At 55.6% G+C, this 26,722-nt stretch carries 15 protein-coding genes and 1 other annotated feature; of the genes, 5 read left to right on the top strand and 10 right to left on the bottom strand.

What is annotated here, in order from left to right; translation table 11 throughout:
- Window position 1: 1 nt before the first annotated feature.
- From NST69_RS07205 to pheS, 8 genes are all read right to left on the bottom strand, one after another.
- Window positions 2-1,513, bottom strand: a complete 1,512-nt coding sequence (locus NST69_RS07205) for a xylose ABC transporter ATP-binding protein (RefSeq protein WP_209878383.1) — start codon at window positions 1,511-1,513, stop codon at window positions 2-4.
- Window positions 1,514-1,600: 87 nt separating this feature from the next.
- Window positions 1,601-2,629, bottom strand: a complete 1,029-nt coding sequence (xylF, locus tag NST69_RS07200; RefSeq protein WP_245368554.1) for a D-xylose ABC transporter substrate-binding protein — start codon at window positions 2,627-2,629, stop codon at window positions 1,601-1,603.
- 265 nt (window positions 2,630-2,894) lie between these two features.
- The gene (locus tag NST69_RS07195; protein WP_340979010.1) at window positions 2,895-4,475 is read right to left on the bottom strand and encodes a helix-turn-helix domain-containing protein; all 1,581 of its coding nucleotides are present in this window, start codon (window positions 4,473-4,475) and stop codon (window positions 2,895-2,897) included.
- A gap of 36 nt (window positions 4,476-4,511) precedes the next feature.
- Window positions 4,512-5,945 carry a sensor histidine kinase gene (locus NST69_RS07190; protein WP_036722538.1) on the bottom strand — a complete coding sequence of 478 codons (1,434 nt, stop codon included), beginning with the start codon at window positions 5,943-5,945 and terminating at the stop codon, window positions 4,512-4,514.
- Window positions 5,942-6,931 carry a sugar-binding protein gene (locus NST69_RS07185; RefSeq protein ID WP_340979009.1) on the bottom strand — a complete coding sequence of 330 codons (990 nt, stop codon included), beginning with the start codon at window positions 6,929-6,931 and terminating at the stop codon, window positions 5,942-5,944. The genes NST69_RS07190 and NST69_RS07185 overlap by 4 nt, the downstream gene beginning before the upstream one ends.
- 742 nt (window positions 6,932-7,673) lie before the next feature.
- Entirely contained in the window at window positions 7,674-10,139 is a 2,466-nt protein-coding gene (locus NST69_RS07180; protein WP_342548875.1) for a hypothetical protein, read from the bottom strand.
- Between the two features lie 204 nt (window positions 10,140-10,343).
- Window positions 10,344-12,788 carry a phenylalanine--tRNA ligase subunit beta gene (gene pheT / locus NST69_RS07175; protein WP_342548874.1) on the bottom strand — a complete coding sequence of 815 codons (2,445 nt, stop codon included), beginning with the start codon at window positions 12,786-12,788 and terminating at the stop codon, window positions 10,344-10,346.
- Window positions 12,789-13,131: 343 nt separating this feature from the next.
- Window positions 13,132-14,166, bottom strand: a complete 1,035-nt coding sequence (pheS, locus tag NST69_RS07170) for a phenylalanine--tRNA ligase subunit alpha (RefSeq protein ID WP_036722546.1) — start codon at window positions 14,164-14,166, stop codon at window positions 13,132-13,134.
- A 59-nt stretch (window positions 14,167-14,225) separates the two neighbouring features.
- Window positions 14,226-14,502: a binding site (T-box leader), on the bottom strand.
- A 220-nt stretch (window positions 14,503-14,722) separates the two neighbouring features.
- On the opposite strand from pheS, the gene NST69_RS07165 reads away from it, so the two are divergent.
- The 5 genes from NST69_RS07165 to NST69_RS07145 all read left to right on the top strand — a co-directional run bounded on the left by NST69_RS07165 (window position 14,723) and on the right by NST69_RS07145 (window position 22,696).
- A complete protein-coding gene (locus NST69_RS07165) occupies window positions 14,723-17,269 on the top strand; it encodes a hypothetical protein (protein ID WP_342548873.1) in 2,547 nt (848 codons plus the stop codon).
- Window positions 17,266-18,696, top strand: a complete 1,431-nt coding sequence (locus NST69_RS07160; protein WP_342548872.1) for an efflux RND transporter periplasmic adaptor subunit — start codon at window positions 17,266-17,268, stop codon at window positions 18,694-18,696. Before NST69_RS07165 ends, NST69_RS07160 begins: the two co-directional genes overlap by 4 nt.
- Complete coding sequence (locus tag NST69_RS07155; RefSeq protein ID WP_342548871.1) at window positions 18,693-19,394, top strand: ABC transporter ATP-binding protein; 702 nt, start codon at window positions 18,693-18,695, stop codon at window positions 19,392-19,394. Before NST69_RS07160 ends, NST69_RS07155 begins: the two co-directional genes overlap by 4 nt.
- Window positions 19,391-20,563 carry an ABC transporter permease gene (locus NST69_RS07150; protein ID WP_342548870.1) on the top strand — a complete coding sequence of 391 codons (1,173 nt, stop codon included), beginning with the start codon at window positions 19,391-19,393 and terminating at the stop codon, window positions 20,561-20,563. The genes NST69_RS07155 and NST69_RS07150 overlap by 4 nt, the downstream gene beginning before the upstream one ends.
- A 528-nt stretch (window positions 20,564-21,091) precedes the next feature.
- Entirely contained in the window at window positions 21,092-22,696 is a 1,605-nt protein-coding gene (locus NST69_RS07145) for a sensor domain-containing diguanylate cyclase (protein ID WP_342548869.1), read from the top strand.
- 108 nt (window positions 22,697-22,804) lie between these two features.
- Here the strand turns inward: NST69_RS07145 and pulA are convergent, their stop codons facing one another.
- Window positions 22,805-25,204 (bottom strand): type I pullulanase, encoded by a 2,400-nt coding sequence (pulA, locus tag NST69_RS07140; protein ID WP_342548868.1) that lies wholly within the window; start codon window positions 25,202-25,204, stop codon window positions 22,805-22,807.
- 267 nt (window positions 25,205-25,471) lie between these two features.
- Entirely contained in the window at window positions 25,472-26,716 is a 1,245-nt protein-coding gene (locus NST69_RS07135; RefSeq protein ID WP_342548867.1) for an MFS transporter, read from the bottom strand.
- Window positions 26,717-26,722: the final 6 nt, after the last annotated feature.

Raw genomic sequence — 26,722 nt, 5'->3', positions numbered from 1 at the left:
TCTATCTGCCTCCTGTGGCGGCCAGCATAATATTCTCCTGCGTTGCCTCGCGCCAGTCATATTCCCGTACCAGTTGTCCTTCGCACATCACCAGAATCCGGTCGCTCATCCCCAGCACCTCGGGAAGCTCGGAGGAGATCATTATAATAGCTACTCCCTGCTCCACCAGCTTGTTCATCAGGTTATAAATTTCGTACTTCGCCCCGACATCGATGCCCCGGGTGGGTTCGTCCATAATCAGAATCTTGGGGTCACTCATCAGCCATTTGCCGATAACCACCTTCTGCTGGTTCCCCCCGGAGAGTGTGCCTACCAGCGTCTCCAGCGAAGCTGTCTTCGTCTTCAGATCCTTCACGTACTGCTCAGACCACTTGATCTCCTCATTCTCATTGATCACTCCCAGCCTTGAGACCTTACCGAGTGTGGCCAGCGTCGTATTACGCTTGACATCCATCCCCATGACCAGCCCCTGGCGCTTGCGGTCTTCCGTGACCAGGGCAATCCCGGCCTTGATCGCTTCGGCAATCGAACGGATCTTGACCGCCTTGCCTTCGATCAGAACCGTACCTTCGCTTCTTCCGCCATACGCACCGAACAGGCTGCTGACCAGCTCTGTCCGTCCGGCCCCCATCAGCCCGGCAATGCCCAGAATCTCGCCTTGACGAAGCGTAAATCCAATATCTCTAAGCACCTTCTGCTGACGTTTCTCCGGGTGCCAGACATTATAGTCTGCGACCTCAAGCACCTTGTCTCCGGGTGAATGCGGAACGCGCGGATAGCGCTCGGTCAACTCACGGCCGACCATCAGCGATACCACCTGATCGTCGTTCGTCGCCTGGCGCTCCAGGGTTGCCACCGTCCGCCCGTCGCGCAGCACGGTAATCGAATCGGCCAGCGCGAACACCTCGGGCATTTTGTGGGAGATATAGACACAGGTAACCCCTTCGCGCCGCAGCTGGTTCAGAATGCCCATCAGGATGGACACCTCACTCTCGGTCAGCGCCGCTGTCGGTTCATCCAATATGAGAATCCGGGTATGCTTGGAGAGCGCCTTGGCGATCTCTACGAGCTGCTGCTGGCCGATGCCCAGATTGCCGATCTTCGTATCCGGCGACAGGTTCAGCCCTACCTTCTTCAGCCACAGCGAAGCCTGATGGTACAGCTCATTCCACTGGATCGCCCCGCGCTTCACCGGCTCTGCCCCCAGGAAAATATTCTCGCCGACCGTCATCTCCTTCACGAGCGCCAGCTCCTGATGGATAATCGCAATGCCGGCCTGCTCGGCATCGGTAATTTGGTGGAATGCCTTCTTCTCCCCGCCGATGCGGATTTCGCCTTCATACGTTCCCGCAGGATACAGTCCGCTCAGCACCTTCATCAGGGTGGATTTGCCTGCGCCGTTCTCCCCGCACAAGGCGTGAATCTCTCCTTGCTTCACCTTGAAGTTCACATGGTCCAGCGCCTTCACGCCGGGGAAGCTCTTACTGATCTCTACCATTTCAAGTACATCCATGCCTGCCGTTCCTCCTTCCCGCCCTCAAGCAGCAAGCAGATGCGGGTTCGCCACTGGCGCCGCATCTGCTTGCCGTACAGGCTGCCCTTATTGTTTCGGCCACTGGTCCTTCGGAACGTTCTTATACACATCCTCCAGCTTGTGGAAGCCGTCCTTGATCAGCACATCCAGGTTATCCTTGTTGACGGCAAGCGGATCAAGCAGCACGGATGGAACATCAATTTTACCGTTGTTAACAGTCTTATCTGTCGAAATAGCCTCGCCCTTGGCAGCTGCCACCGCCATTTCCGCCGCCTTCGTGGCAATCGCGTTGATCGGCTTGTAGACCGTCATCAGCTGTGTGCCTTCCGCGATACGCTGTACAGCAGCGAGGTCAGCATCCTGACCGGATACCGGAATTTTGCCCGCCATGCCCTGCGCCGTAAGCGCCTGGATGGAGCCGCCTGCTGTCCCGTCATTCGCTGCTACAACGCCCTGTACATCGTTATTGTTCGCGGTCAGCGCATTCTCCATATTTTTCAGCGCTTCTTCCGGCTTCCAGTCCTTGGAGAACTGGTCGTAGACGATTTTGATATCGCCCTTCTCTTCCAGCGGCTTCAGAATATTCATCGCGCCTTCCTTGAACATGTGGGCATTGTTATCGGTATCTGCGCCGCCGATGTAGACGATATTGCCCTTAGGAGCCTTGTCGATAACCGCCTGAGCCTGGAATTCACCGACACGCACATTATCGAAGGAGATGTAATAATCCACCTCGGAATTGTTGATCAGCCGGTCATAAGCAATAACCTTGATGCCTTCCTTATGCGCCTTATCCACGATGGGAGCCGTAGCCTCCGCATTATGGGCAATGACCACGAGCACATCCACACCCTGGGAGATCAGTTGCTCCGCCTGGCTTAGCTGGGTAGCATCATCCCCGTTCGCGGCCAGCACCTTCACTTCACCGCCAAGCTCCTGTACTTTTGCTGTGAAAATATCCCGGTCCTTCTGCCAGCGCTCCTCCTTCAAGGTATCCATGGACATGCCGATGACAATTTTGTCCCCGTCCTTGGCCGCTCCAGCAGACTCCTTCTTCTCGTTGTCACCGCTTGAGACCACACCGCAGCCCGCCATCGATGCAGCCAGCACCATCGCCGCCAGCCCGAGGGAAATTGCTCTTCCGTATTTTCTCACGATTACTACGCCCCTTTTCGTCAGTCCTATATTTGATTGCGCTTACAAAAAAAGTGTAGCATGGAAAAACCGCCCCGGGAGCAGCGATTCCCTGCACTTATTTGCCCTCCACCCGCATTCTTGGTCTTGTCTGCTGTAATGTAATTCTCCGCCCCGGCTTTCATAGGATAATCCGGGGCAACAGCACAAAAAAGTCCTTGCTCACTCAGCAAGGACCCGGCTTCTCCTGCTGCTGGCGGAATTCGCTTGGCGTCATCCCCGCAGCCTTCTTGAAGACCCGGCTGAAATAATTCGGGTCCTTATAGCCTACTTCATAGCAGATTTCCTTCAGGTTCAGCTGATCCTCAGAGATCAGGCGTTTCGCTTCATTCATCCGCAGCCGTGTGACATAGTCGATGAAGGTCTCTCCTTCATGCTGCCGGAATAATTTGCTGAAATAATGCGGGCTCAGATTCACATATTCAGCCGTCTGCTCCATGGAGATATCCTCTTTATATTTCTGGCTGATATAGAGCAGCGCCCGCTGATGCACATGGGACCGGTGATGCTCCTGCTCCTCCTCCAGGCCATCGATCAGCCGCTCCAGCCAGGACTCCGCGCTTAACCGCAGAGCACGCGGATCTTCCGCTGCGTTCAGCGAAGCCAGCAGCTCTGCACCGGCCGTGGAGTGAGCGCCTCTGGCCAGGAACAGCAGCAGGCCTGTTACCTCCCCACGCACGGCGGACAGCGGCTGGTCCCCTCCTTGCTCGAAGGAGTCATACAGCAGGCTGAAGCGCTGGGAGGCCTCCTGCTTGCTGCGCTGGAGCAGGGCGGTAAGCAGCTTCTTCTCTTCATCCAGAGAGACCGCCGTCTGCCCCGAGCTCTGGATCATATCATCGTAATGGTGCACACCGAATGAATGCTGGTGGTCCGCACATACGCGGACGGCTTCGCGGTAGGAACGGCTAAGCCCGTCCCAGCCTTCACGGATCGAGCCGATCCCGACGCCAAGGGGCAGGCCGAAGCGCTCCCGGGTATAGGTGCGGAGCCGCTCTCCCCAGTCCAGCGAGCTGACGCGCTGGGAATATCCGGTCCTCCCCGGCGGCAAGGGAATGAACAGCGCCAGCTGATGCCCGGCCAGCGGTCCGGCGAGGCAGCCCAGTCCTGTTTTGGCAAACTGCTTGACCGCCTCATAGATCTCCCGCTTGGACTGCCGGAACGTCTCCCAGCCGCTCTCCCCGTGCCGGGGGAATGACAGGACCATCGCGTAGCCCTTGCTGAAATGCAGCTCCAGCAGCCCGGCCAGCTGCTCCGGCTCCAGATCCTGCACATGCTCCAGCATGAGCATCAGGGTCAGCTCATTCTCGGCCAGCGGCAGCAGATGGGCCAGCTTTTCCTGCAGCTCCAGCTGTTCATTCCTGCGCCGCCGCTCCTCCCCGATGACCGCCATCAGCTTCCTCAGCACCTCCGCCACCTCTTCCCGCCGGGCCGGCTTCAGCAGATAGTCGCGGACACCCAGCAGCAGCCCCTCCTTGGCATACGCGAAGTAATCATGGGCCGTAATCATCACAATCTGCGCCGCCGGAAGCTTCTCCCGAATCTGCCGCACCGCCTCCAGCCCATGAATCCCGGGCATCTTAATATCCATGAAAATCATATCCGGCCGGTGCTCCTCCGCCAGCTGAATCGCCTTCCGCCCGTTCCCCGCATGCAGGAATTCGAATTTGTCCGGGATCAGATGCCGGATCATCAGCTCCAGCCCCTCCCGCTCCAGTGCTTCATCATCTGCGATCAGCAGCTTGTACATCGTTATCGCTTCCCCCTTCACTTCATATGAATGCCTCTAGGCCGAGGTCCGGAAGGGCAGCCGGAACAGCACCGCCGTCCCCTGCCCTTCACTGCTGTTGATCTCGATGAGCTGCTGGCCGTCGAAGAATAAATGCAGTCTTTTGAAAACATTATGTGTCCCAAGCCCGGTAGACTGGCCCTTGCTGCTGGAATGCGGCGCCTCCTGCTGAATCGATCCCATCAGCCGGGCTACCGTCTCGCGGTTCATGCCCGCTCCGTTATCGCTGATTACAATCTCCACCTGCCCGCTGCGGTAACGGATCGATAGCGTAAGTATAGCCCCCTCCTCCATCTGCTCCAGACCGTGAACGAAGGCATTCTCGAAGATCGGCTGCAGCGTCAGACACGGCACCATCCCGTCCATCGCCTGCTCATCAATCTCCATTTCAAAAGCAATCCGGTCCCGAAAGCGGGCCCGCTGGATGTTGATATACTCGTTCACATGCTCGACCTCCTCGCGCAGCGGAACAGCCTGGTCCAGCTTTTGCAGATTATAGCGGAGCAGACGCGAGACCGACACGGTCAGATCGCTGGTTCTCGCCGCCCCTTCCAGATACGCAAGCTTGGCGATGGAATTCAGTGTGTTGAACAGGAAATGCGGATTGATCTGGCTCTGCAGCATTTTCAGCTCCAGCTCCTTGACCAGCCGGTCCTTCTCCGCACTCTTGATGTTCTCCTTCATCAGCTCCTGGATATTATCGATCATCCCGTTAAAAGCGCGGCACAGTATGCTGATCTCATCGTTATTAACACTCTCCGGCGCCTTGGTATCCATCCGTCCCTTCGAGATTTGCTTGGCCGTTGCCACCAGGCGGCGGATCGGTCCGGTAATGCTGCTGGACAGCCAGACGGCCATACAGATGCTAAGCAGCGCCGCGGTGATCACCAGCAGACTGCCCATCCGGTTCAGCTTCGCTGTCGTAGACATAATCTCGGCGTAGATCGGCTTATATTGGTCCAGCTCCAAATCGACCAGCTCCTGGGCCTCCTCACGGATGAACCGCTGCGTCTGCTCCGCCTCGATATAGGCACCTGCCAGCGAATTCGCATCCTGTCCGTCAATCTCCGTGATCATCTGGCCCGCCTGCTCGACAAAAGTATCAATAAGGTGGCTGTAGTTCATCAGCGGAAGGCCGCTGCCCCCGATGGTATTCATCCCGTCCAGCCTGCTGCGCAGCTCCAGTACCGCGCCCAGATGCTTCTCCACCTCCGGGAAGCTGTCGGTATCCACCTGCATAATGAAGCGGTTCAAGGAGCGCATATTCTCGCCGACCTCATAGGATACCTCCTTATACAGCATGATCCGGTTCATCATCAGGTGGTAGCTCTCCTGCACATTCTTCCCGCTCTGGAACAGTACGAAGGAGACCGAGCTCATCAGCAGCACCAGCAGCGGAATACAGATCAGCAGCTTCAGGCGGATACTCATAGGCTCTCTCCCTCCTGCACATTGGTCTTATCCAGTACCTTCACTCCGGTATAATACCGGGTTTGTAAATGGGCACCATTAAAATAATCATGGAGCAGCCGGACCGCCATATTCCCCATAAGGTAAGGCTGCTGTGCGACAGTCGCTGTGATCGCTCCCCGGCTGATGGCATCCAGTGTCTCCGCCTGATTATCGAAGCCGATAATGGTCAGCGGACCGCGCTTCAGGCTCCTCGATGCCTGCAAGACGCCCAACGCATCCGTTGAACTGGTGCCGACCATGACATCGATCTCCGGATGATAGCGCAGCATATCTGCCGCCTGCTGGATCGCCTCCATATGCGAGATGTTGGAGCTGCGGACATCGACAATCTCCATGCCGCCGTAGTCCTTTACGATGTTCTTCAGCCCGTCCAGACGCTGAAGCTGGTTCTTGGCCAGCTCGCTGCCGATGATTACGCCTATTTTGCCTTTTCCGCCGGTCGTTTTCACTACCATGCGCCCCAGCGCCTCACCGGCAGCTACATTGTCAGTGCCCACATAGGCCAGTCTCCGGCTGGCCGGAGCATCCGTGTCAATCGTGATCACCGGAATCCCCCGGTTCACCGCCTTATCAATCACCGGCGTGAACTTCTCGTCGTTGAGCCCCTGGACGATGATGGCATCCGCTTTAGCGGCAATCGCTTTTTCCAGCAGGCTGATCTGCTCCTCCATGTTATTGCGCACCGGTCCCGTGAATTCGATCTCTATCCCGTATTTCGCTGCGGCCTCTGCGGCCCCCTTCTCGACCATCTCCCAGTAAGGGTGGTACCGCTCCTGCTCGATCAGCACAATATGATATCCGGGCTTGTCCTGACTGGGCTGGCCGCTTAATTCCTTGACAATATTGCCCATCCGGGCAGAATGGCGCGCGAAGCCTATAAACAAATATGACAACAGTATAAAAAGCACAACAACCCCAACGCCGCTGACCCATTTCTTATCCATCCCGTTCACCTCAACCAACATCCTACCCCGGGTTGTAACCGGTTGCAATACTTATTATGTCAAAGATACTTCATGCAGGGGGAGCCGTTAGCCTAATGCATTCTTCGTAGATACGTTCGAACTAATTTAGCTCACACCTGGTGATTCAGGGGCACTTGTGCTCTTCATTTGCTCATTTGGCTAACTTCTGGTGGATTCAGGGGCACTTGTGCTCTTCATTTGCTCATTTGGCTAACTTCTGGTGGATTCAGGAGCACTTGTGCTCCTCATTTACTAATTTGGCTAACTTCTGGTGGATTCAGGGGCACTTGTGCTCTTCATCATGAGCTGTTATCGCCAAGTGTTGCACATTTTGCAGGATTCATATCGGATTGTAGCTTGAGAACGCCAAATGTTGCACATTTTGCAGGAATGTTACCAGTGGAGCGGTCATTGGCTGAAATATGTTGCATTCTGGGCAGGATTTCCCGCAATTTGCTGCCTCAGAAGTACGAATGTTGTATTTAGTGCAGGATTTGTCCAAGATGGCAGCCTAGATGTCTTCTTCACTCCCCCCTTCCCTTCACCAACATTACCCCAGTAGAAATTACTTCTGTCCCATACTTCACTTCAGCCAACTTTAGAGCAGCAGCCCCCCTTGCAGTCCCCCTAAGGAGGAATCCGTCCCCCGTCCCTGCACAGCAGAAAAAGCCGTTCTAAGCATTCCTGCTTACAACAGCTCTTCCTGTGATGCATCCGCCATTCAACTGTCCTGTTCGATCAGTTGAATCCATTCATTATATTCACTCTGTAGCTTGGAATATTCCGCCTGCAGGCTGCGATGCTCCTGGGACAGCTTCTCGAGCTCTCCCTGCTGCAGCTCGAACTGGGCCTGAACCAGCCGCAGCTGGCCTTGGACCATCTCATAGCTCTCGCCGATCTCATCCAGCTGCTGCGCCGCCTCAGTACGTGAGCGGCTGACTGCTTCCGCCTGAGCCTCGGCTTCACCGGCCTCCTGCTGCCAGATCTCAATCTCCTCACGCAGCTGTGCTTCCTGCTCATTCCACTGCTGCTCGCGCTGTTGAAGCTCCTCAACTTTCTGCTTCCAGGTAGCTTCGTACTCCCTGGTCTCGCGGAGTGCTTCCTGCTGCTCCGCCGCCGCAGCGGCAGCTTCACGGCCCGCCTCATACAGCTCTTCCAGACGCCGCGCAGCTTCCTCGCCTTCGGCTTCCAGCAGTTCGTAGCGTTCTTTCAGCTGCTCCCCGTCCTGAAGAATCTCATCGTACTGGGCGATAAGTTCCTCGTAACGGCCGCGCAGCGCAGCCAGTTCCTTGCGGGCTGCTTCTGCCGCCTCCTGCTGAACAGCAAGCTCCTGCTCCGCTTCGGCACGCAGCCGCGCCTCCTGATCAAGCTGCTGAACCATGCCGTCTGCCTGTCCGCGAAGAGTCTCCACTTCGCGCTGCAAGGCTGCCGACTTCTCCCCTTCTTCCAGAAGGTTCATCTCCAGCTCGCTGATATCCTCCATATGCTTGTTCGCACGCTCCTGCCAGGATGCCGCTTCCTCTGCCGTACGGTCGAATTCGACCTGCGTCCGGCTGAGCTGATCTGCGGTCTCCCGCAGCGATGTGCGCAGTGCTGCCGCTTCTTCCTGCGTCAGCTCATAACGCTGGCGCAGCCCTTCCAGTTCATCGTTCAGCAGATTGCCAAGCTCCTTAGCAGTATGCAGCTCCTCCTGCGCTTCACTTAGCTTGCCCTCTACATCCCGAAGTTCGCTGCGGATATCCACCGCCTCGCTCTGTGTAGCCGCAACCTGATTACGCAGCTCATCCAGTTCTTCGTTCAACAGGGTGCCGAGCTCGCTCGCCGTGTGCAGTTCTTCCAGCGCAGCGCTTAGCTTGCCCTCTGCGTCCCGCAGTTCGCTGCGGAGCGTTTCGGCCTCGCCTTGCGCAGCTGCAACCTGCTGGCGCAGCCCTTCCAGCTCTTCGTTCAGCAGGGTGCCCAGCTCGTTCGCCGTGCTCAGCTCTTCCAGCGCAGCGCTTAGCTTGTCCTCTGCGTCCCGCAGCTCGCTGCGGAGCGCTTCCGCCTTGCTCTGCGAAGCTGCAGCCTGCTTGCGCACTTCCTCCAGCGCCGCACTCTGCTGCTCTCCTTGCTCAGCGGCAAGCTTCAGCTCTTCGCCAAGCTGCTCCTCCCGCTTCAGAACAGCTTCGTACTGCGCCAGCAGCGTCAGCCGCGCATCGCGTTCACCCTTAAGCCCGGCTTCCGCCGCACGCAGCCGGGACTGGAGCTGCCCGGTTCCGCCGCGCAGCTCGCCAAGCTGCTTCTCCAGCTCCTGAAGCTGCTGCTTGTGCCGGTGCTCCTGCGTCCCCTGGGACTGCCGCAGCTCCTTGTTCTTGGCCAGCTCCTTCTCAAGCGCTTCCCGCTCCCCGGTAAGCTCACTTGTGAGCGCAGCCTTGGTATCAGCCAGCTCCTTGCTTAACGTGGAGCGGATCTCCACGATCTCGCTGCCCATCGACTCCCGGGTCTCATGTAGCTCCTGCTCCAGGGCAGACAACGTCTCTGTCTTCTCGCGGATCAGCGTCTCGCGCAGCTGCTCCAATTCCTGCTGATGGGCAGCCTTCATCTCTTCCAGCTGCTGCAGCCGCATGGCTTCTACGGCTTCCAGCTCCTGACGCGCTGCCTCGCGGCCTGCAGCCTGCTCTGCTTCATGGCCCTCGCGCAGCGCCTTCAGCTCATCCTCGCGTACCTTCAGCTCCTGCACCAGCTGCTCGCGGCCGGCGGCCGCAGCCTGCTTCTCTTCCTCCAGCAGTTGGGCATGCAGCTGCCTCTCCTGCTCCTGCTGCTCCAGATGCCTTGAGCGTTCTTCTTCGGCAGCGGCAATCAGCCGCGCCGCCTCTTCCTTCGCAGCCGCTTCCAGCTTTTCATATTCTTCCTGCTGTTCACGCTGCGCTTCCTGAAGGCGTGACACCTCCACGCGAAGCTCGGTACGTTCACCGGTCAGCATATTCAGCTCATTCTTGAAATCCTGAACCTGGATTGCCTGCTCTGCCATATGTACAGCTGTAAGCACCGCAATCCGCGGCGTATCCAGTCTGGAATGTGATTTCGATATTGCACGCATATGCTCATCGACATGACGGGCGACCTGTTTCATATATTCTGTGCTGCTTCCTACAAGCTTGTAGGAAGTTCCGTATATCTCCACGGCGACACGGGTCCGGTCCATAGCCACAGTTGTGCCCTCCTTTGTATGTGTGCGGATTCTAAGTTGGTTTCTTTGCTCTTGCTCCTATTGTAGCGTGATTTCCTGACCTTTGGCAAAAGCACGCGTCCATTGCATTTATTTGCATGTTCCTCCGCACTTCACAAGGGTACAGAAAAGCCGCAGGGAATCTCTGTTTCTAAATGGATTCGCTGCGGCTTTGCACAATTCCTGCTATTTTCTTAATTCTGCACCAAAAGTTTGTTCAAGGGCAGAGACCACTTTGTCATGCACTTCCACAACCTCTTCGTCAGTCAGCGTATGCTCGGTATGGCGGTACAAGAGCGACAGGGCAACACTCTTCTTGCCTGCCTCCATCTTGCCTCCTGTGTAGATATCGAATACCTGCACATTTTGCAGCAGAGTGCCACCGTGCTCACGGATCGCCGCGATCAGGTCACCTGCCGGAACCGCGTCATCGACTACCACCGCAATGTCCCGCTCCATGCCCGGGAAGCGGTGAAGCTCGCTGTACTGCAGCCCGGCGCGTGCCGCATCATAGAGCGGCTGCAGCAGGACTTCGGATACATAGGTATCCTCCAGATCCATCCGGCGTTGCAGCTCGGGATGAATCTGCCCCATCGAACCGATCTTCACACGGCCCTCTGCCTGAAGCAGATAGATGGAAGCGGAGCGTCCCGGATGATAGCCTTCAGGCGCGTCCCCTTCATAGATTACGCGATCCGTAAGGCCCAGATATGCAAATACAGTCTCCAGCGCACCCTTAAGGTCGAAGAAATCCACCGGCTCAGCAGCCACGTTCCACTGCTTGGCTGCACGCGTACCGCTCAGCAGCAGCCCCAGCACCGGCAGCTCGCTCGGCTGGCGGGTAAGGACTTCCTCCTCCGTGAAGAAGACGTTGCCGATTTCGAATAACGCCAGATCGCCTTGGCGGCGGTTCGTATTGTAGAGGGCAATGTCCAGCAGCTGCGGCAGCAGGCTGGTACGCAGCACGCTGCGCTCCTCGCTCATCGGCATCGCCAGCTTCACTGACTGTTTGCCTTCCGCCAGCATAGGGAAGAGCGTGCTCTGCTCCGGCTGGATGAAGGAATAGCCCATAACCTCCTGATATCCGCCCAGCGAGAGCATGCGGCGCAGCTCGCGGCGCAGAGATTGCTGTCTGGTAAGCGCGCCCGGTGTTGTTGTGCCTTCGATCAGGGTGGTCGGGATGTTGTCGTAGCCGTACAAGCGGGCGATCTCTTCAATCAGATCCACATCCTGTGTAATGTCTCCGCGCCGTGTCGGCACCTCGACCTCGACGATTCCCTGAGCCGCATCACCGCACTTGAAGTGCAGGCGTCCGAACAGGGTTTTCACTTCCAGCAATGACAGATCTGTCCCGAGATAGCGGTTCAGCTTCTCCAGCGATAAGTGCAGCACCTTCTCCTGCGCAGCGGCGCTGCCGGCCTGGACAATCCCTTCATGCACCGTTCCTCCGGCATACCGGGCAATCAGTGCAGCCGCGCGGTTAAGCGCAGGGATGACCGCATTCGGGTCGACTTCCTTCTCGAACCGCTGGGACGCTTCCGAGCGCAGACCGAGCTGACGCGAGGTCTTGCGTACCGTTCCACCATCGAATTTGGCTGATTCCAGTACGATATTAACGGTGTCTGCGGTAACCTCTGTAGACAGTCCGCCCATCACTCCGGCCAGGCCAATTGCGCCTGAGCCGTCGGCAATGACCAGCATCTGCGGCGCAAGCTTGCGCTCTTGTCCGTCAAGGGTAACCAGTCCTTCCCCTTCACGGGCAAACCGTACACCGATGGTTCCTCCCTGGAGCTGCCCGCCGTCAAATGCATGCAGCGGCTGCCCGTATTCCAGCATCACGTAGTTGGTGATGTCTACGATATTGTTAATCGGACGTACCCCGGCCGCCATCAGGCGGTTCTGAATCCACAGCGGGGACGGCGCGGTCTTCACTCCGGCAATATAACGCACGGCATAATGGCTGCAGAATGCCTCATCCTCAATCGTAACCCTGATGGAGTCCGCAGCCTTCCCGCCCGTTTCTACAAGCTCTGCCGCCGGATCAGCCAGCTTCAGCTCACGGCCCAGTACCGCACTTACCTCATAAGCGGCACCGATCATGCTCAGGCAGTCGGAACGGTTCGGCGTTAGATCGAAATCAAGAATTTCGTCATTCAGTCCAAGCACCTTGAGAATATCCTGGCCCACCTCGGTCTGTTCCGGCAGCACGAGAATGCCCTCCTGCAGCTCTTTCGGCAGCAGCTTGTCGTTCAGGCCCAGCTCTTTGGCCGAGCAGATCATCCCCTGTGACAACACGCCGCGCAGCTTGGCTTTTTTGATCTCCAGGCCCGGCAGCTTGGCACCTACCAGCGCGACCGGAACCTTCTGGCCCGCTGCGACATTCTTCGCTCCGCAGACGATCTGCAGATCCTCGCCCTGCCCGGCATCGACGATACAGATATTCAGCTTATCGGCGTCCGGGTGCTTCTCCTTGGATTTCACGTAGCCGGTCACAATCCCGGAGATCCCTTTGTTGCGGCGTTCTACTCCGTCAATCTCGATGCCGGCGGTGGTGATTTTGTCCGCCAGTTGATCAGCGGTCACTCCTTCCAGCGATATATAATCGGCCAGCCAGGCGGTTGATACTTTCATAATCGCACACTTCCTTTTTGTTTCAGATGTATTGATCTCCATGCCGGTTGTGCTGGGGAGCGGAAGCGGATATAAACAAGCCCACGTCAACTTCGCGCAAGAAAATTCTGCATTGCAGTGTTCCTACAGAGAATATTTGGACTTCCGGCCGCTGTTGTGTTTGGATTTCCTGATTAGAACCGCTTCTCGCGGTAGAAATCCAAACACAAAGGCGGACGCTACCGCTCCTACAGTTCCAAAATTCCCCTCCGGTCCTTCAATCGCAGTCATTTAATTAGCACTGCCGTCATCCCTCCTGCTTAACAATATCCGTCCAACGCCCCCGCGCACCCCCGCCAAATCCCTAAATACCCTTGAACTGCTTCACAAAGCCCATATCATTCGTGTAGAAGTAGCGGATGTCATCGATGCCGTATTTCAGCATCGCGATCCGTTCCGCACCCATGCCGAACGCGAAGCCGCTGTAAACTTCCGGATCGTATCCGCCCATCCGCAGCACATTCGGGTGCACCATACCGGCGCCCAGAATCTCCAGCCAGCCGCTCTGCTTGCAGAGACGGCAGCCATCGCCGCCGCATTTGAAGCAGCTTACATCCACCTCAACGCTAGGCTCGGTGAACGGGAAGAAGCTGGGGCGCAGACGGATACCCGCGCTAGGGCCGAACATCTCCTTGGTGAACTGCTGCAGGGTACCCTTCAGGTCGCTCATGCGGATATTGCGGCCGATGACCAGGCCTTCAATCTGATGGAACTGGAAGGAGTGGGTCGCATCGTCATCGTCGCGGCGGAACACTTTGCCGGGACAGATGATTTTGACCGGAGACTCCCCGTTCGCCGCCTGCATGGTACGCACCTGTACCGGCGAGGTCTGGGTACGCATCAGAATATCATCCGTGATATAGAAGGAATCCTGCATGTCCCGGGCCGGATGGTTCTTCGGCAGGTTCAGCGCCTCGAAGTTGTAATAGTCCGTCTCCACCTCCGGTCCTTCAGCGATCCGGAAGCCCATGCCGATGAAGATATCTTCGATCTCCTGGAGCACCCGGCTCAGCGGATGAATCCCGCCCTGCGGCAGGCCGCGGCCCGGCAGGGTTACATCGACCTTCTCCGCATTCAGGCGGCTCTCTGTCTCCTGCTGCTGGAACAGCTCCTGCTTGGCGCTGATCACCTCTTCAATGGCGCTGCGCACCAGATTGGCCACCTGGCCGATCACCGGACGCTCCTCCGCGCTTAATCCGCCCATACCGCGCAGAACCTCTGTCAGCTCGCCTTTTTTGCCAAGATATTTGACGCGCAGGTCATTCAGAATCTGCGGATCGTTTACCGCCTGCAGCTTCGTCAGCGCCTCAGCCTTCAGTGCTTCCAATTTGTCTTTCATGGCTTGTACTGCCCCCTCAAATCTCGTATTGTTCAACAAAAAAAGGCCTTTCCTCCCGGTAAAGGGACGAAAAGACCGTGGTACCACCCTTGTTAGACGGCCGTACGCTTCCCTTAAGAGCACTATTCCCTCTTTCGGTGCGGCAAAGACCTGTCTCACTTTATACAGAAATAACGGTCTGCGGCCGGTCCCCCCTACTAGTGCTCTTCAAGCACATTCAGGGAACTGCTCCGGAGTGAACTTCGGCAGCTCTGCTCTCTTAGAAACGCTCTCAATCTGCGGCGCTTCCTCCCTGTAAGCCAGGCACTGCGTACTCTTCTCCATCATTGCATGTATGCGGATTATAACCTCTGCACTTCGATCCTCCACTTGGGAAGATATGCCCATCTATTATATGCAAAAACAGCCAGTTTGACAAGCCGCACAAATTCCGCTTATTTTTTATCTTTTTTTAAGCTCCCTTTAAGCTTCAGCGCGGTTTGACGGCTTTTTTTTCAGCGGACATTCAGTCAATGTTGATATTTTCCCTTAAGAGATCACACAAGGAGGAAATTACATGCTTACACGAAAAAAAGCATTTGTTCTGCTGCTGCTCAGCACATTTGCCGCAAGTCAAACCGCTGGAAGCCCGGGAACCGCGGCCTATGCCGCTTCATCCGGTTCAACGGCTGCCACAGCAGCAAGCGCGGTCACGGAAGTCTCCACACTTAATGGTCTAAGTGCGCTCAAGCTCGGTACCACGCTTCAGGTGAAGCTGAGCCATGTAGGGATTCAGAGCCAAACCGGCGGTAATATTCTCACCTACACGCTTACCTATACCAACACTGCCGGCAGCAGCGTCAATCTGGCGGACTATTTCTCCAAAATTGTAACTGCGGGCGGCAGCATCATTAAGGGAATTCCGGTCAGCGCAGACAGTGCGGTCAGGAAAATCCCTGCTAAACAAAGCACCAGTCTTACATACTATGCGAATATTGGAACCGCCGCCTCAGTCAAAGGACTCAAAATCAACATCTACGGCTGGAATTTCAGCGCCGCTAATTATGAACAGCGTATAGGCACGTTCACGATTCCTTCCAATTATTCTCTGTCCTCGCTTACAGGGGAGACCCGAAAGGTTGAACTCGGCGGCATTACTGCCGGCACCAAAGCCGAATCCGTGCAAATCTACAAATATAACAGCAAAGTCTATGCCAAGGTCGGGCTTAGCCTAACCAATCTGGGTACCAAAGTGCTTACAGATCCGGGCTATACGTTGTACCTGAAATCCTCGGGCGGCTCTGTCTTCACGCTTACGCTGGATGACAGCAGCTCCGAATTCAAGCTTCAGCCTCAGGAGAAGAAGACGCTCTATTATATGACCGAGATCCCCTCCTACATGAATCTCAGCAAGATGACGCTGCAGATCGCCAAGCTGGATGAAGGACTCAAGCTGTACCTGCCTGTCTCTTCCTACGCGCTTCCGGCTGCAGTAAATGCAGATTTCACTGTAGCAGCGGGCTATACCAAAAAGGTCTCCATCGATAGCAATATGGTAGACTTGCAGCTGCTGAAGGCAAGTGTGCATGCGGATAACGGGAATGGTGTCTGGAGCTATCAGCTCCGGGTGAAGAATACCGGCAGCACAGCCGTTACTTTGCCTGCTTATAAGCTTAACGTCAAGTCGGCGGAAGGCTATAGCTTCCCGGTGACGGCCACTGCCTTGAGCAGCCTGACCCTGAAGCCGCTGGAAGAAAAGCTGATTGAGCTGAGCGCCAGTGTTCCGCTGGAGCTGGCTCAGAATTCGCTGGAGCTGCGAATGATCGCTCCTGCAGCCAGCGCGGATAAAGTAACGCTGCCTGTGGCCTATTTCCGCATCCCTTATACGCCTGAGAGACAGATTCATCTCGCCTCTGAGACCAGCGTAACCAATACCTATGGCACCTTCGCTGTCTCTCTGGACTCGCTGCTGCGTCTGCCTTGGGGCAGCGAGGATCTGGTACAGGCTGTACTAACGATACGCAATGCAACGTCCAAATCCATTACCTTACCTGCTCTTACCGGCGTACTCCTGGTAGATCAGAAGGATCTCAGTTCCTCTTCGCAGACTTATACGGACAACAGCTCTTCGGTGCTTGCCCCGGGTGCCAGCACTCAGATCACGGTTCAAGGCCATATTCCATATACCCTGGATGTCAGACAAATCAAGCTCATCCTCCAGGAGACCAAGGGTACAGAGGTGTCGCAGTTCCTCACTCTCAGCACAAGCGACAGCACCGTTAAGAGTGTAGCTCCGGTGGCTGCAGGGGAAGCCTTCAAGATCACCGCCACCGGCAAAAAAGCCACCGTGAAGGAGCGCTCCACCCTCCTGTATACAGGAACCGGCTCGAACCTGGTGTACAGCGAAGTGGAAATGAACAGCGAAGAAGTCCGGCAGGCAGATCTGGCCCGTCTGTACGCACAGTTCAGGACTGCTGACGGGCAATATTTTGAAGCGACTGCCAACCAGTCCGAGCTGTCGACCAGCCCTGGGGGCAAAACACTGGTTACCTTCTGGGCGAAAGTCCCGGCCACCCTGGACACAGCAGGTCTTGAGCTGTATATCAGCCAGTCGATTGCGGACGGCAAGCTGACTGCCGCAGGAACGGCTGCGACGGGATACGTCAATACGGCAGCGCTGACACTGACACCGGCAGAGGTTACGCCTCTGACCAATCTGGCTTCCGTTCCACTTTTCCCTTATACACTGGCAGTTACCAGCTCTACAGGGGAACTCACCAAGGGCGCAAGCAGCATTGCTGTGACGTTCAATTACAATCTCAATCAGGATACTACCTATCAGACAGGCGCTTACCAGCATAAGCTCATCCTTCAGGTTATCGATCCTTATGGACAGTCTCACGAGAAAGCACTGACGCTGGGAACCGACTTGACACTGGGAACCAACAACTCTTATTCAACGACTCTATCCAGCGTCCTGTTCAAAAACCTCAGCTCCGGCACCTATGCCCTTAAATTCTACGATGAATTCCAGGGAGTACGGACAGAGCTCGCCAGCCAGGCCTATTCCCTTGAGGTTACCGCCAAAACAACCACCTCTTCCCCCGAAGGAGCTGCACAATGAATAAGAAGAAGATCATCATTATCGCTTCAGCGATAGTCCTCGTTGCTATTGCAGGGATTGCGGGCTATAAGCTCTGGCCGGATCAGAACCGGCAGATCAATGCCGCTCCGCTGAATACGGCAGTTGCCAGTAAGGGGGATATCCTGGTGGGTGTCTCGGGTTCAGGTGCAGTATCGGCGATCAACAGCGAGAGCATCCGTACCAAAGAAGCCGGGAAGGTCGATACGGTCATGGTTAAGAAAGGCGATGTTGTTAAAAAAGGTGCTGTGCTGATCACATTTGTTGCGGGCGATCTGGACGATAAGCTGAAGGAAGCCACCAAGTCACTGGAGAATCTCAAGACGGAGCTGGAGAATAAACAGGAGAGCTACAAGACGCTGGCTATGAATAACGCGACAGAGGAAGAGCTGGAATCGGCTAAAAAAGCCATTGATAAAGCCAATAGCGATATTGTGGACGGACAGGAATCCATCGCTGCCATCCATGAAGATATGGCTCCGCCTGATCCACTGACCGCTCCGATCGATGGAACGATCACTGCCGTGAATATTACGGACGGTGAACAGGCCCAGAATGGTACAGAGCTGTTCACCATGACCGACTACGTGAATCTAAGCGTAACCGTGCAGGTAGACGAGCTGGACATCCCCAAAATCAAGCTGAATCAAGCCTCTACCATTACACTGGATGCCCTTGAGGACAAATCTTTTACCGGTAAAGTTATAGATATCGCCAAAGAAGGGACCTCCACTAATGGCGTCTCCCTGTTCAACGTCACTGTAGGATTAAATAACTCGGAGGGTGTGCTTATCGGCATGTCTGCGGAGGTGGCGGTTACGATCGAAGAGAAAAAGGATATTCTGACCGTTCCCATCGAAGCTGTAACGAAGATAAACGGGAAATCCTTCGTCAATGTGCCGGGAACCGGGGATGAGCAGGCTAACACAACAGACAGAGATGCTGCTGACTCCAAGCCCCCTGCTGGCGCTGCAGCGGACGGTGAACCCTCCGGTAGTGAAGCGGGTACCCGAGGCACAGGCATCCGCGGCGGGAGAGAATTCCAGGGCGGTGAACTTCCGTCTGGAGAGTTCCCTGCTGGTGCGGAGTTCCCCGGCAGAGCAGCCGGAAGCAAAGGGGCAGCCGGTTTCGCCTCAGGCATGAAACGGATAGCTGTAGAGGTTGGTATTCACAATGAGAGCAGCATCGAAATCGTCAGCGGCTTAAGTGAAGGGGATGAAGTAATCCTCCCGACCGTGATCTCCTCAGGCAATGCCACCTCCCCGCAGCAAGGCGGTATGGGTGGTATGGGCGGCGGCTTCAGCGGCGGAGGAATGACCGGCGGGAGCGGTGGCTTTCCCGGCGGGGGCGGCGGCTTCGGCGGCGGTGGCAGCGGCGGAGGCTTCGGCGGAGGCGGTGGCGGACGATGACCTCACCAGAGCCGCTGATCCGGGTTGAGAAGATGCAGCACAGCTACACGATGGCCGGAGAATCGATGACGGTTCTGAAGAGCCTGAGCTTCAACATTAATCACGGTGAATTCGTTGCGATCATCGGTCCGTCAGGTTCAGGCAAGTCCACCCTGATGAACATGCTGGGCTGCCTCGATGTCGCCAATGAAGGCGATTATTTCCTGGACGGCCAGGAGATCCGCAAGCTGTCTGACAACAGGCTGGCCCAGATCCGCAACGAAAAGATTGGCTTTATATTTCAAAACTTTAATCTATTGCCGAAGTTATCAGCGGTAGAGAATGTGGAGCTGCCCTTGATCTATCGTGGAATGTCCCACAGGGAGCGCAGAGAAATTGCCCGTAATGCCCTGGTCCGGGTAGGCCTTGCGAGCAGAATGAATCACCGTCCCTCCGAGCTGTCAGGGGGCCAGCAGCAGCGTGTGGCTATTGCCCGCGCCCTTGCCGGAACTCCACCGATTCTGCTTGCCGATGAGCCAACCGGAGCGCTGGACTCCAAGACAGGCAAGGAGGTTCTGGAGATGATTAAGGAGCTTAACGTACAGGGGCATACCATTATTCTGATCACGCATGACCTGGAGATTGCCGAGCAGGCCAAACGGGTGATCCGGATTCAGGATGGGGATCTTGTAGAGGACCGGAAGGTGGTGCCCTCATGATGCTGTACCAGAGTATGAAAATGGCCTTCAAAAGTATCCTCAGCAGTAAAATAAGAGCCTTTCTTACCATGCTGGGCATTATTATCGGGGTCTCCTCCGTCATTGCACTTGTCGCTGTGGGCCAGGGCACCACCTCGCAGATTACAGAGTCCCTAAGCTCCCTGGGTACCAACCTGCTGACCGTCAACATTATGGGCCGCGGAGCCACCACTTCGCTGACCTACGAGGAGGCCCTGGCCCTGAATGAGATTGAAGGGGTGGACAATGTATCGCCGGTAATCAGCGGGAACGTTACCGCCAAGCACGGTACCGAGAACGTTTCCGTATCCGTTGAAGGCATTACACCTGCTTACGAAGAGGTCCAGGATTTCCATGTGCAATCCGGAAGATTTCTGCTTGAGATGGATACAGAATACCGGCAAAAGGTTGCGTTAATCGGATCAGATACGGCGGAGGATCTGTTCGGTACAGATAATCCTGTAGGCCAAAAGGTACAGATCAACGGAAGCAGCTTCAAGATCGTCGGGCTGCTGGAGAGTAAAGGCTCCACCAGCGTGGGTTCAAGCGATGAGAAGCTGCTGATCCCCATCTCTACAGCCGAACGGTTCCTGCAGAGCAGGGGAATCCGCTCCATTACGATCACAACCACTTCCAATGACAATGTGGATGCTGTCAAAACCAGGCTGGAGGCCAGCCTTGATGCCAAATTCAATGCCGCCGAGAACGCCTACTCTGTCTTTGATTCCCGGGAGATGCTGGAAACGGTAAATGAAACCAGCGCCACTCTGTCCATGGCACTTGGCGGTATCGCCGGTATCTCCTTATTTGTAGGCGGGATAGGGATTATGAACATTATGATTGTCTCGGTCAATGAGCGAACCAGAGAGATTGGCATCCGCAAGGCCATCGGGGCCAAGAAAAAGAACATTATGATGCAGTTCATGATCGAGTCCGTAGTCTTAAGCGGAACCGGAGGCCTGATCGGAGTCGCACTGGGACTTGGCGCCAGCTGGGCTGTCGGTAACTATACTACCTTGAATGTGGCGCCTTCCTGGAATATAGTCCTGATCTCCTTTTCATTCTCCTTGATCATCGGTGTCGTATTCGGAATGATTCCTGCAAGCAAGGCTGCAAGAATGCGCCCGATCTATGCGCTGCGCAACGAGTAGCGCCATCCTAGACGCTGCGTTATCATCAGCTTTTCAATCCGCCAGTCTCAGATCCCTGGGCTGGCGGATATTTCTGTTTTATTTTTAATGCACAATTGATACCAAAGGGGTATCGTTTGCAGCAAAAGTGGGTAATAGGACTCAAAGGTCAGAATACCTTGTACATAGTAGTAGGGTATACATAATAGTTCTTTGTATCGGCTGTAACGGATATGTCTCCACTGTTTCCCCTCCGGCTCCAGGGTGTGCTTCACGGCCTGTCATCCGCAGCGGAAGCTGACGGGGCTTATTATTTTTTCAGCAATTGCTCTGCTTAAGGGAAGTCCTATATACTGGTGAAAAGAAACCGCGATCTAACCGGAAGTTATTCTTTCTATTGCCTCCTTCTTCCCCTGCTTTCTAGGACTCGCTAACGTATACTCTCTTACATGCCTGCAAGAAGCCATATTCCGCATAAGGATAAGTTTCGCATGCACCAAAGCTACACCCATGAGATTTGCAAAAGTTCTGTGCGGGGAGAGGATGACAGTGGCAGTTTTTTCGGAAAACAAAAGTACACGCAGACTGATTATATTATTCACATCCATCACCGTTCTTCTGGTTGGGATCAGTGTGGCCTCCCTGCTGTTTCTGAATCATACGATGAACAAATTATCCGATTCGCTGTACAGTGACGTCTACCAGAATTCCGAGCTCATTCTGAACGCCGACCGCGATCTCTATCAGGCAGCCCTTGCGCTTCAGACCACAGTCGGCGGGGCGCTGACCAGCGCGCAGCGCAGTACGCTGTCGCAGGAATTCGAGGACAATAATGCCCAGGCGCTGCAGCGGGTCAATACCGCCCGCTACAATCTGGATGCTGTGAAGAGCCCGTTCAATGGAATGAAGCAGAGCGAGCTGCTGCTGGACGAGCTGAGGAACGAGCTGGATCACTTCGGAACCACGCTTACCGTGTGGAGGGATAACGGCCGGGAGCTGATCTCGCAGCGGGTTCAGAAGAGCTGGAATCCCGCCTCTTATTCTGCCCTCACCATACATACGGAGCTGAATGAGGTACGGGAAAGCTTGAATCAGGCAGAGGACAAGATTGACACCTATGCAAGCCAAGTGATGACAGAGTTCAATAATCTCAAAAGCTCCCTGTTCGCCATCTACTCTGTATTTCTGTTCCTGCTTGTTATGGTCATCATCTATCTCAGCCGCAGACTGATCTCCCTGCAGAACGAAATGCAGGACGAGCAATCGCTCTACCAGCTGATCGGTGAGACGATGTCCGACTTCATTGTGCTGACAGATCCGAACGGTCTGATCCTGTATGCCTCGCCTTCCCATGCAACTGCACTGGGCTATGTGCCCAGCAAAGGGGCACCGCTCTCCAACTATATCCGTGAAGCCGAAATCTCCTGGGCCAAGCTCAAGAGTGTGGTGCAGTCTTCACCGAGAATATCCGAGCTGCGCATGCGTTCGGCCGAAGGGCACTGGGTGTGGCTGGAGACCAAGGTTACCCCTATTGCGGGCAGCCGCAATTTCCCGGCACAGTTCATGCTGGTCTCGCGTGAGATTACCCAGCGCAAGCAATATGAGGAGCGCCTGCACAAGCTGGCCTTCTATGATCATCTGACCGCGATTCCCAACCGTGCCCATTTCAAAATGTACATGGAGAACCTGATCAACCAGCCCGAGGAGCGCCGGCAGGAGATCGCCGTGGCGCTGCTGGACTGCGACCGCTTCAAGCAGCTGAACGATACGCTCGGCCATCTGGCCGGAGATGAATTCCTGCAGCTGCTCTCCCGGGAGCTGCAGCAGACCGTGAAGGGCTCCGGCCAGGCCTTCCGGATCGGCGGAGATGAATTCGCGGTGGTGCTGCACCGGTTCACCAGCCCGCAAATGCTGGACGAGCTGCTGAACCGTCTGCTCCAGCTGTTCAACAAATCCTGGTCCGTCAACCAGGGCTCCAGCTTCCACACCTCTGCCAGCATCGGCGTGGCCCTGTACCCGCAGCACGGCAGCAGCATCAACGAGCTGCTCCGTGCCGCCGATCTGGCGATGTACCGTTCCAAGAACCATGGCGGCAATGAGGCTAACCTGTACAGCGAGCATGTGGATAAGAAGTACAGCGATCAGCGGAACTAGCACCAGCGGAAGCTGACTCCTATACTAAGGCTTCTTTAATAACTCTTAGCCAAAAAGAGCTGATTGGTTCCATCCCTGGGGGAGGAACTAATCAGCTCTTCTTATGTTCTAGCTGGTCTGCGGCAGCGGATCAGCCAGCTCTGTCCTATGCTCCGGACTACGCTCCCGAACCGTCACCTTGATAACCTGCTCCCCGCTGCCCGAGCAGTCGATGAAGCGGTCAGCGGTGCCGTCTTTCTCCTCCCAATCGTTCAGCCGGAGGATGTAGCCTATCGTGGAGGTCCCCGGCAGCACTTCAATCCGTGCTACGGCATGACCTTCCTCCATGTGCTGGAAGTCCCGTTGCCCATCCTGAATGCCTGTACCCCACACCCAGAGATTCCAGCCCCGGTAATCGCCGTCCGGGCGGTCATAATGAACTTCCACAATCTTCGATCTCGGCTCAGGCTCTCCGTATTTATCATAGAGCACCATCATCGACAGTCCGAATACCTCAACACTGCCGTTCTCCGTTTGCCGGAAGGCCTCCGGTCCGGCATGGGTATGATCGACTACGATGTTCCAGCAGCCGGAGGTCTCCGGGAGGCACTGGGTGACCGGCTCCATATTGGCATTATAGATCACCACGATATTATTCCATGGATCTCCGCCGGCGTGATCCTTCAGTCTGTAGGCAACGATTCCGCTGTCACAGCGCAGGAACTCCAGACTGCGTTCAATCTCCTGGCGTCCGTGCAGGCGGAAGGCCGGATGTGTCCGGCGCAGCTCAATCAGACCTTTGTAATATTGAAATACTGCAATGAATTTGCTTTTGTTCTCCCAGCGGATCGCATTGATACAGTCCGGGCTGCGGTAGCTGTTATGATCTCCGTATTTGCTGCGCAGCAGCTCATCCCCGGCATGAAGGAACGGAATTCCCTGCGAGGTCAGAATGATTCCATTAGCCAGCAACGAACGGCGTACTGTCTCATTATCCATGACATTCTCGGGATCTACTCCCACATACGGATTCGCCTGCTCTAGTGCGGCCTTGAGATCTCCGCCGCCCCGTAGCTTGCCGCCCTCAAGCTCCGGCAGTCCGGCTTCCCCGCGAAGTCCCCGGGTCGCCAGAATTTTGTCCCACAGGTTGAGATTATCATGTGCGGTTACATAGTTCACAGTCTCTGTAGGCGCATCGGTGAATTCATGAATCGCCCCGCTCACTCCGGACGCGATCGCACCTTCCTTGCCGTATTCCCCGGTCACGAAGCCTTTGCCCCAGCCGTCGCTGTCTCCCTTGATGGCTGCGCGGAAGTTGTCGTTGAAGACGGCGTAGCCTTTGCCGCGCTGCACGCCCTTCAGCGTCTTGGAGGCAAGCGGCGAGTCGCCGCCAGTCCACGGTTCACCATAGATCAGCAGCCCCGGATTAATCTCCAGCCGCAGCTCCTCGGTAATCTCGCGCATGGTCACGCTGTCCATCAGCCCCATCAGATCGAAGCGGAACCCGTCAATATGGTACTCCTTAGCCCAGTAGGCCAGGGAATCCTTGATATACTTGCGGACCATCGGCCGTTCTGTAGCCAGCTCATTGCCGACGCCCGAGCCGTTAGAGAGCCGGCCGCTCTGATCATGACGGTAGTAATAGTCCGGCACCAGCGGCTGGAAGGGTCCCTTCTGGAAGCCGTAGGTATGATTGTAGACCACATCCATAATCACCGAGATGCCGCGGCTGTGCAGCGCCTGGACCAGCTCCTTGAATTCCCGGATACGGGCTAGCGGGTTAGCCGGGTCTGTGCTGTAGGAGCCTTCCGGCACATTATAGTGCTGGGGGTCGTAGCCCCAGTTATAGTCTGTGAAGATGGAGGATGCCGGTTCTTCCCCTGGCTTGCCCAGCTCATCCACCGTCTGATAATCGAACACTGGCAGCAAATGAACATGCGTGATGCCCAGCTCAGCCAGATGATCAATACCCAGCAGATGACCCGCCTCATCCCGTAGGCCGGTCTCGGTGAAGGCCTTGAATTTCCCCTTATACGTCAGACCGGAGCTAGGGTCTGACGAGAAATCGCGGACATGCAGCTCATAGATTACTGCATCTGCCGGATGCGGCAGCACCGGAGAGGCATCGCTCTCCCAGCCGTCCGGGTCTGTCTCGGACAAATCCACAATGGCTGTGCGTGTTCCATTGGCCGATACAGCCGTAGCGTAAGGATCGGCCGCTTCATTAATCGACCCGTCCGCAAATACGGCGCGGTACATATAATATTTCCCCTTGAGGTTACCGGAAACCTGGATCGTCCATACTCCGCCCTCAGCGCGCTCCATACTAAGAATTTTGCCGCTGTCCTTGTAATCTGCGGTCTGCGGGGTCAGCCCGTTTCCGCCTGTTGCATATATTACGAGCGACACTGTGAAGGCTGTTGGCGCCCAGACTTTGAATACACAGTATTCCGCTGTGTAGGTCAAGCCGAGGTCATTGCCTTGATAGGTATCGATTTCTTGTTCTGCTTGTATATAATTGCTGCTCATTGCTATTCACCATCCCTACGCTCATCCGTAATACTCCCGGAGAACTATCATTCTATTACTATCAAGCTATGTCCACATTCTCCTTAACTAATACTTTGTACTTGCACAGCTCTGCAAGCGGATGACGCCGGAATTGCTACATAGGGTTCATTATATAATATGTAACACTATGTTCACAGGTCTGGGTTAAGGGTTGAATTGTGTCACCGGATATATCCTATATCGGCATGGATCGCCGGGGAATTAAGCTAATGAAGTTCCAAAACATCATGACCGCTTCCGCAGCACCCTGCCATATAACGCAATCACAGGTAGCAGCAGCAAGCCCGCCGACAGCAGCGAAGCTCTGATAGAGATCCGGCTGCCGATATATCCTACAACCGGACCGCCTGCGCTCTGGCCCAGGGCATCGGACTGGCTGATCATCGACAAGAGTGTAGCCCGGTTCCGGGATGGCAGCTTTGTGTTCAGCCAGGTGGTATAGATCGGGTCGCTGACCGAAGCGACCACCCCCAGGAGCAGTACCGCCCCGATAGCCCAGTAGAAATTAGGCGCAAGTGCCACCATTATAATGCAGCCGGCACGGACGGAGGTCAGGAGGAACAAGGCGGCCGCTACTTGACGTTCCTTTTGCAAATCAATGATTGTCCCGGCCATATAGACAGCCAGCACACCCAGCAGAGTCGTCGCCGCACTGATCAGCCCGAAGCCGGCCGCCATCGAGACTCCAATCTCCGGGAACCCGACTTCGTTCATAAGAAAGACTGGCCATAGGCGATCATATCCTTCAGACGCAGCACCGCTGAATAAAGTTACAACCGTCAGCAGCAGGAGCAGCGGATGATACCTCAGGATAGAGATGCCGCTGACCCAGGTCTTGCCCAGCTCACGGATAGCGGAGGAATGCGGCGCACGCTCCCGGCGTATGAACCCCGTCTCCTTCATGTGCCGGATCAATATGAACCCCAGGACGAAATAGATGACTCCACCCGCCAGAAAAGGGAGATTAGACGCAACCTGGGATAATCCTACGCTGACCGCAATGCCTAGCAGAGAGGCGCTTAAAGAAAAGATTTTGGAGCGCATGAAGATTCTTCCAGCCTGCTCATCCTCAAGCTCATCCATGATCCATGCTGTATCCGCTCCGCTCAGGAAGGTCCAGCCGATCCCGTACAGCATCTGGGATATCAGCAGCCAGCCGAAGGCAGGCAACAGGGAAGCCGGATGCATGATCCAGACAATACTCCCTTCGAGGACAAAGGCACTCCCCAGAACGAACACGGCAATAATGACGGACAGTCTGCGGCTATAGGTATCAGCGACCACTCCGGTGATTCCCTCGAACACAAGCACCGTTATCTCCAGCACCGTTCCAATCAGCACAAGCTGAAGCGGATTCAGCTTAAGGTCAACTACATAATAAATACTGTAGGTTGTGAATATCGTACTGGCGGCAAGCGACAACATAAACACATGGATCAAATAAATCTGTGAAGCACTGAATCTCTGCACAATGGT

Source organism: Paenibacillus sp. FSL P2-0089 (assembly GCF_038595095.1).
Lineage (GTDB): Bacteria > Bacillota > Bacilli > Paenibacillales > Paenibacillaceae > Paenibacillus_AQ > Paenibacillus_AQ silagei.
The sequence above is the reverse complement of the archived record's forward strand: the minus strand, read 5'-3'. Positions and strand labels throughout refer to the sequence as shown.

Bases quoted from the DNA above. Each gene is read 5' to 3' on its own strand.
- NST69_RS07205 (WP_209878383.1), bottom strand. From the start codon at position 1,513: ATGGATGTACTTGAAATGGTAGAGATCAGTAAGAGCTTCCCCGGCGTG.
- xylF (WP_245368554.1), bottom strand. From the start codon at position 2,629: ATGGCGGGCTGCGGTGTGGTCTCAAGCGGTGACAACGAGAAGAAGGAG.
- NST69_RS07195 (WP_340979010.1), bottom strand. From the start codon at position 4,475: ATGTACAAGCTGCTGATCGCAGATGATGAAGCACTGGAGCGGGAGGGG.
- NST69_RS07190 (WP_036722538.1), bottom strand. From the start codon at position 5,945: ATGAGTATCCGCCTGAAGCTGCTGATCTGTATTCCGCTGCTGGTGCTG.
- NST69_RS07185 (WP_340979009.1), bottom strand. From the start codon at position 6,931: ATGGATAAGAAATGGGTCAGCGGCGTTGGGGTTGTTGTGCTTTTTATA.
- pheT (WP_342548874.1), bottom strand. From the start codon at position 12,788: ATGAAAGTATCAACCGCCTGGCTGGCCGATTATATATCGCTGGAAGGA.
- pheS (WP_036722546.1), bottom strand. From the start codon at position 14,166: ATGAAAGACAAATTGGAAGCACTGAAGGCTGAGGCGCTGACGAAGCTG.
- NST69_RS07165 (WP_342548873.1), top strand. From the start codon at position 14,723: ATGCTTACACGAAAAAAAGCATTTGTTCTGCTGCTGCTCAGCACATTT.
- NST69_RS07160 (WP_342548872.1), top strand. From the start codon at position 17,266: ATGAATAAGAAGAAGATCATCATTATCGCTTCAGCGATAGTCCTCGTT.
- NST69_RS07155 (WP_342548871.1), top strand. From the start codon at position 18,693: ATGACCTCACCAGAGCCGCTGATCCGGGTTGAGAAGATGCAGCACAGC.
- NST69_RS07150 (WP_342548870.1), top strand. From the start codon at position 19,391: ATGATGCTGTACCAGAGTATGAAAATGGCCTTCAAAAGTATCCTCAGC.
- pulA (WP_342548868.1), bottom strand. From the start codon at position 25,204: ATGAGCAGCAATTATATACAAGCAGAACAAGAAATCGATACCTATCAA.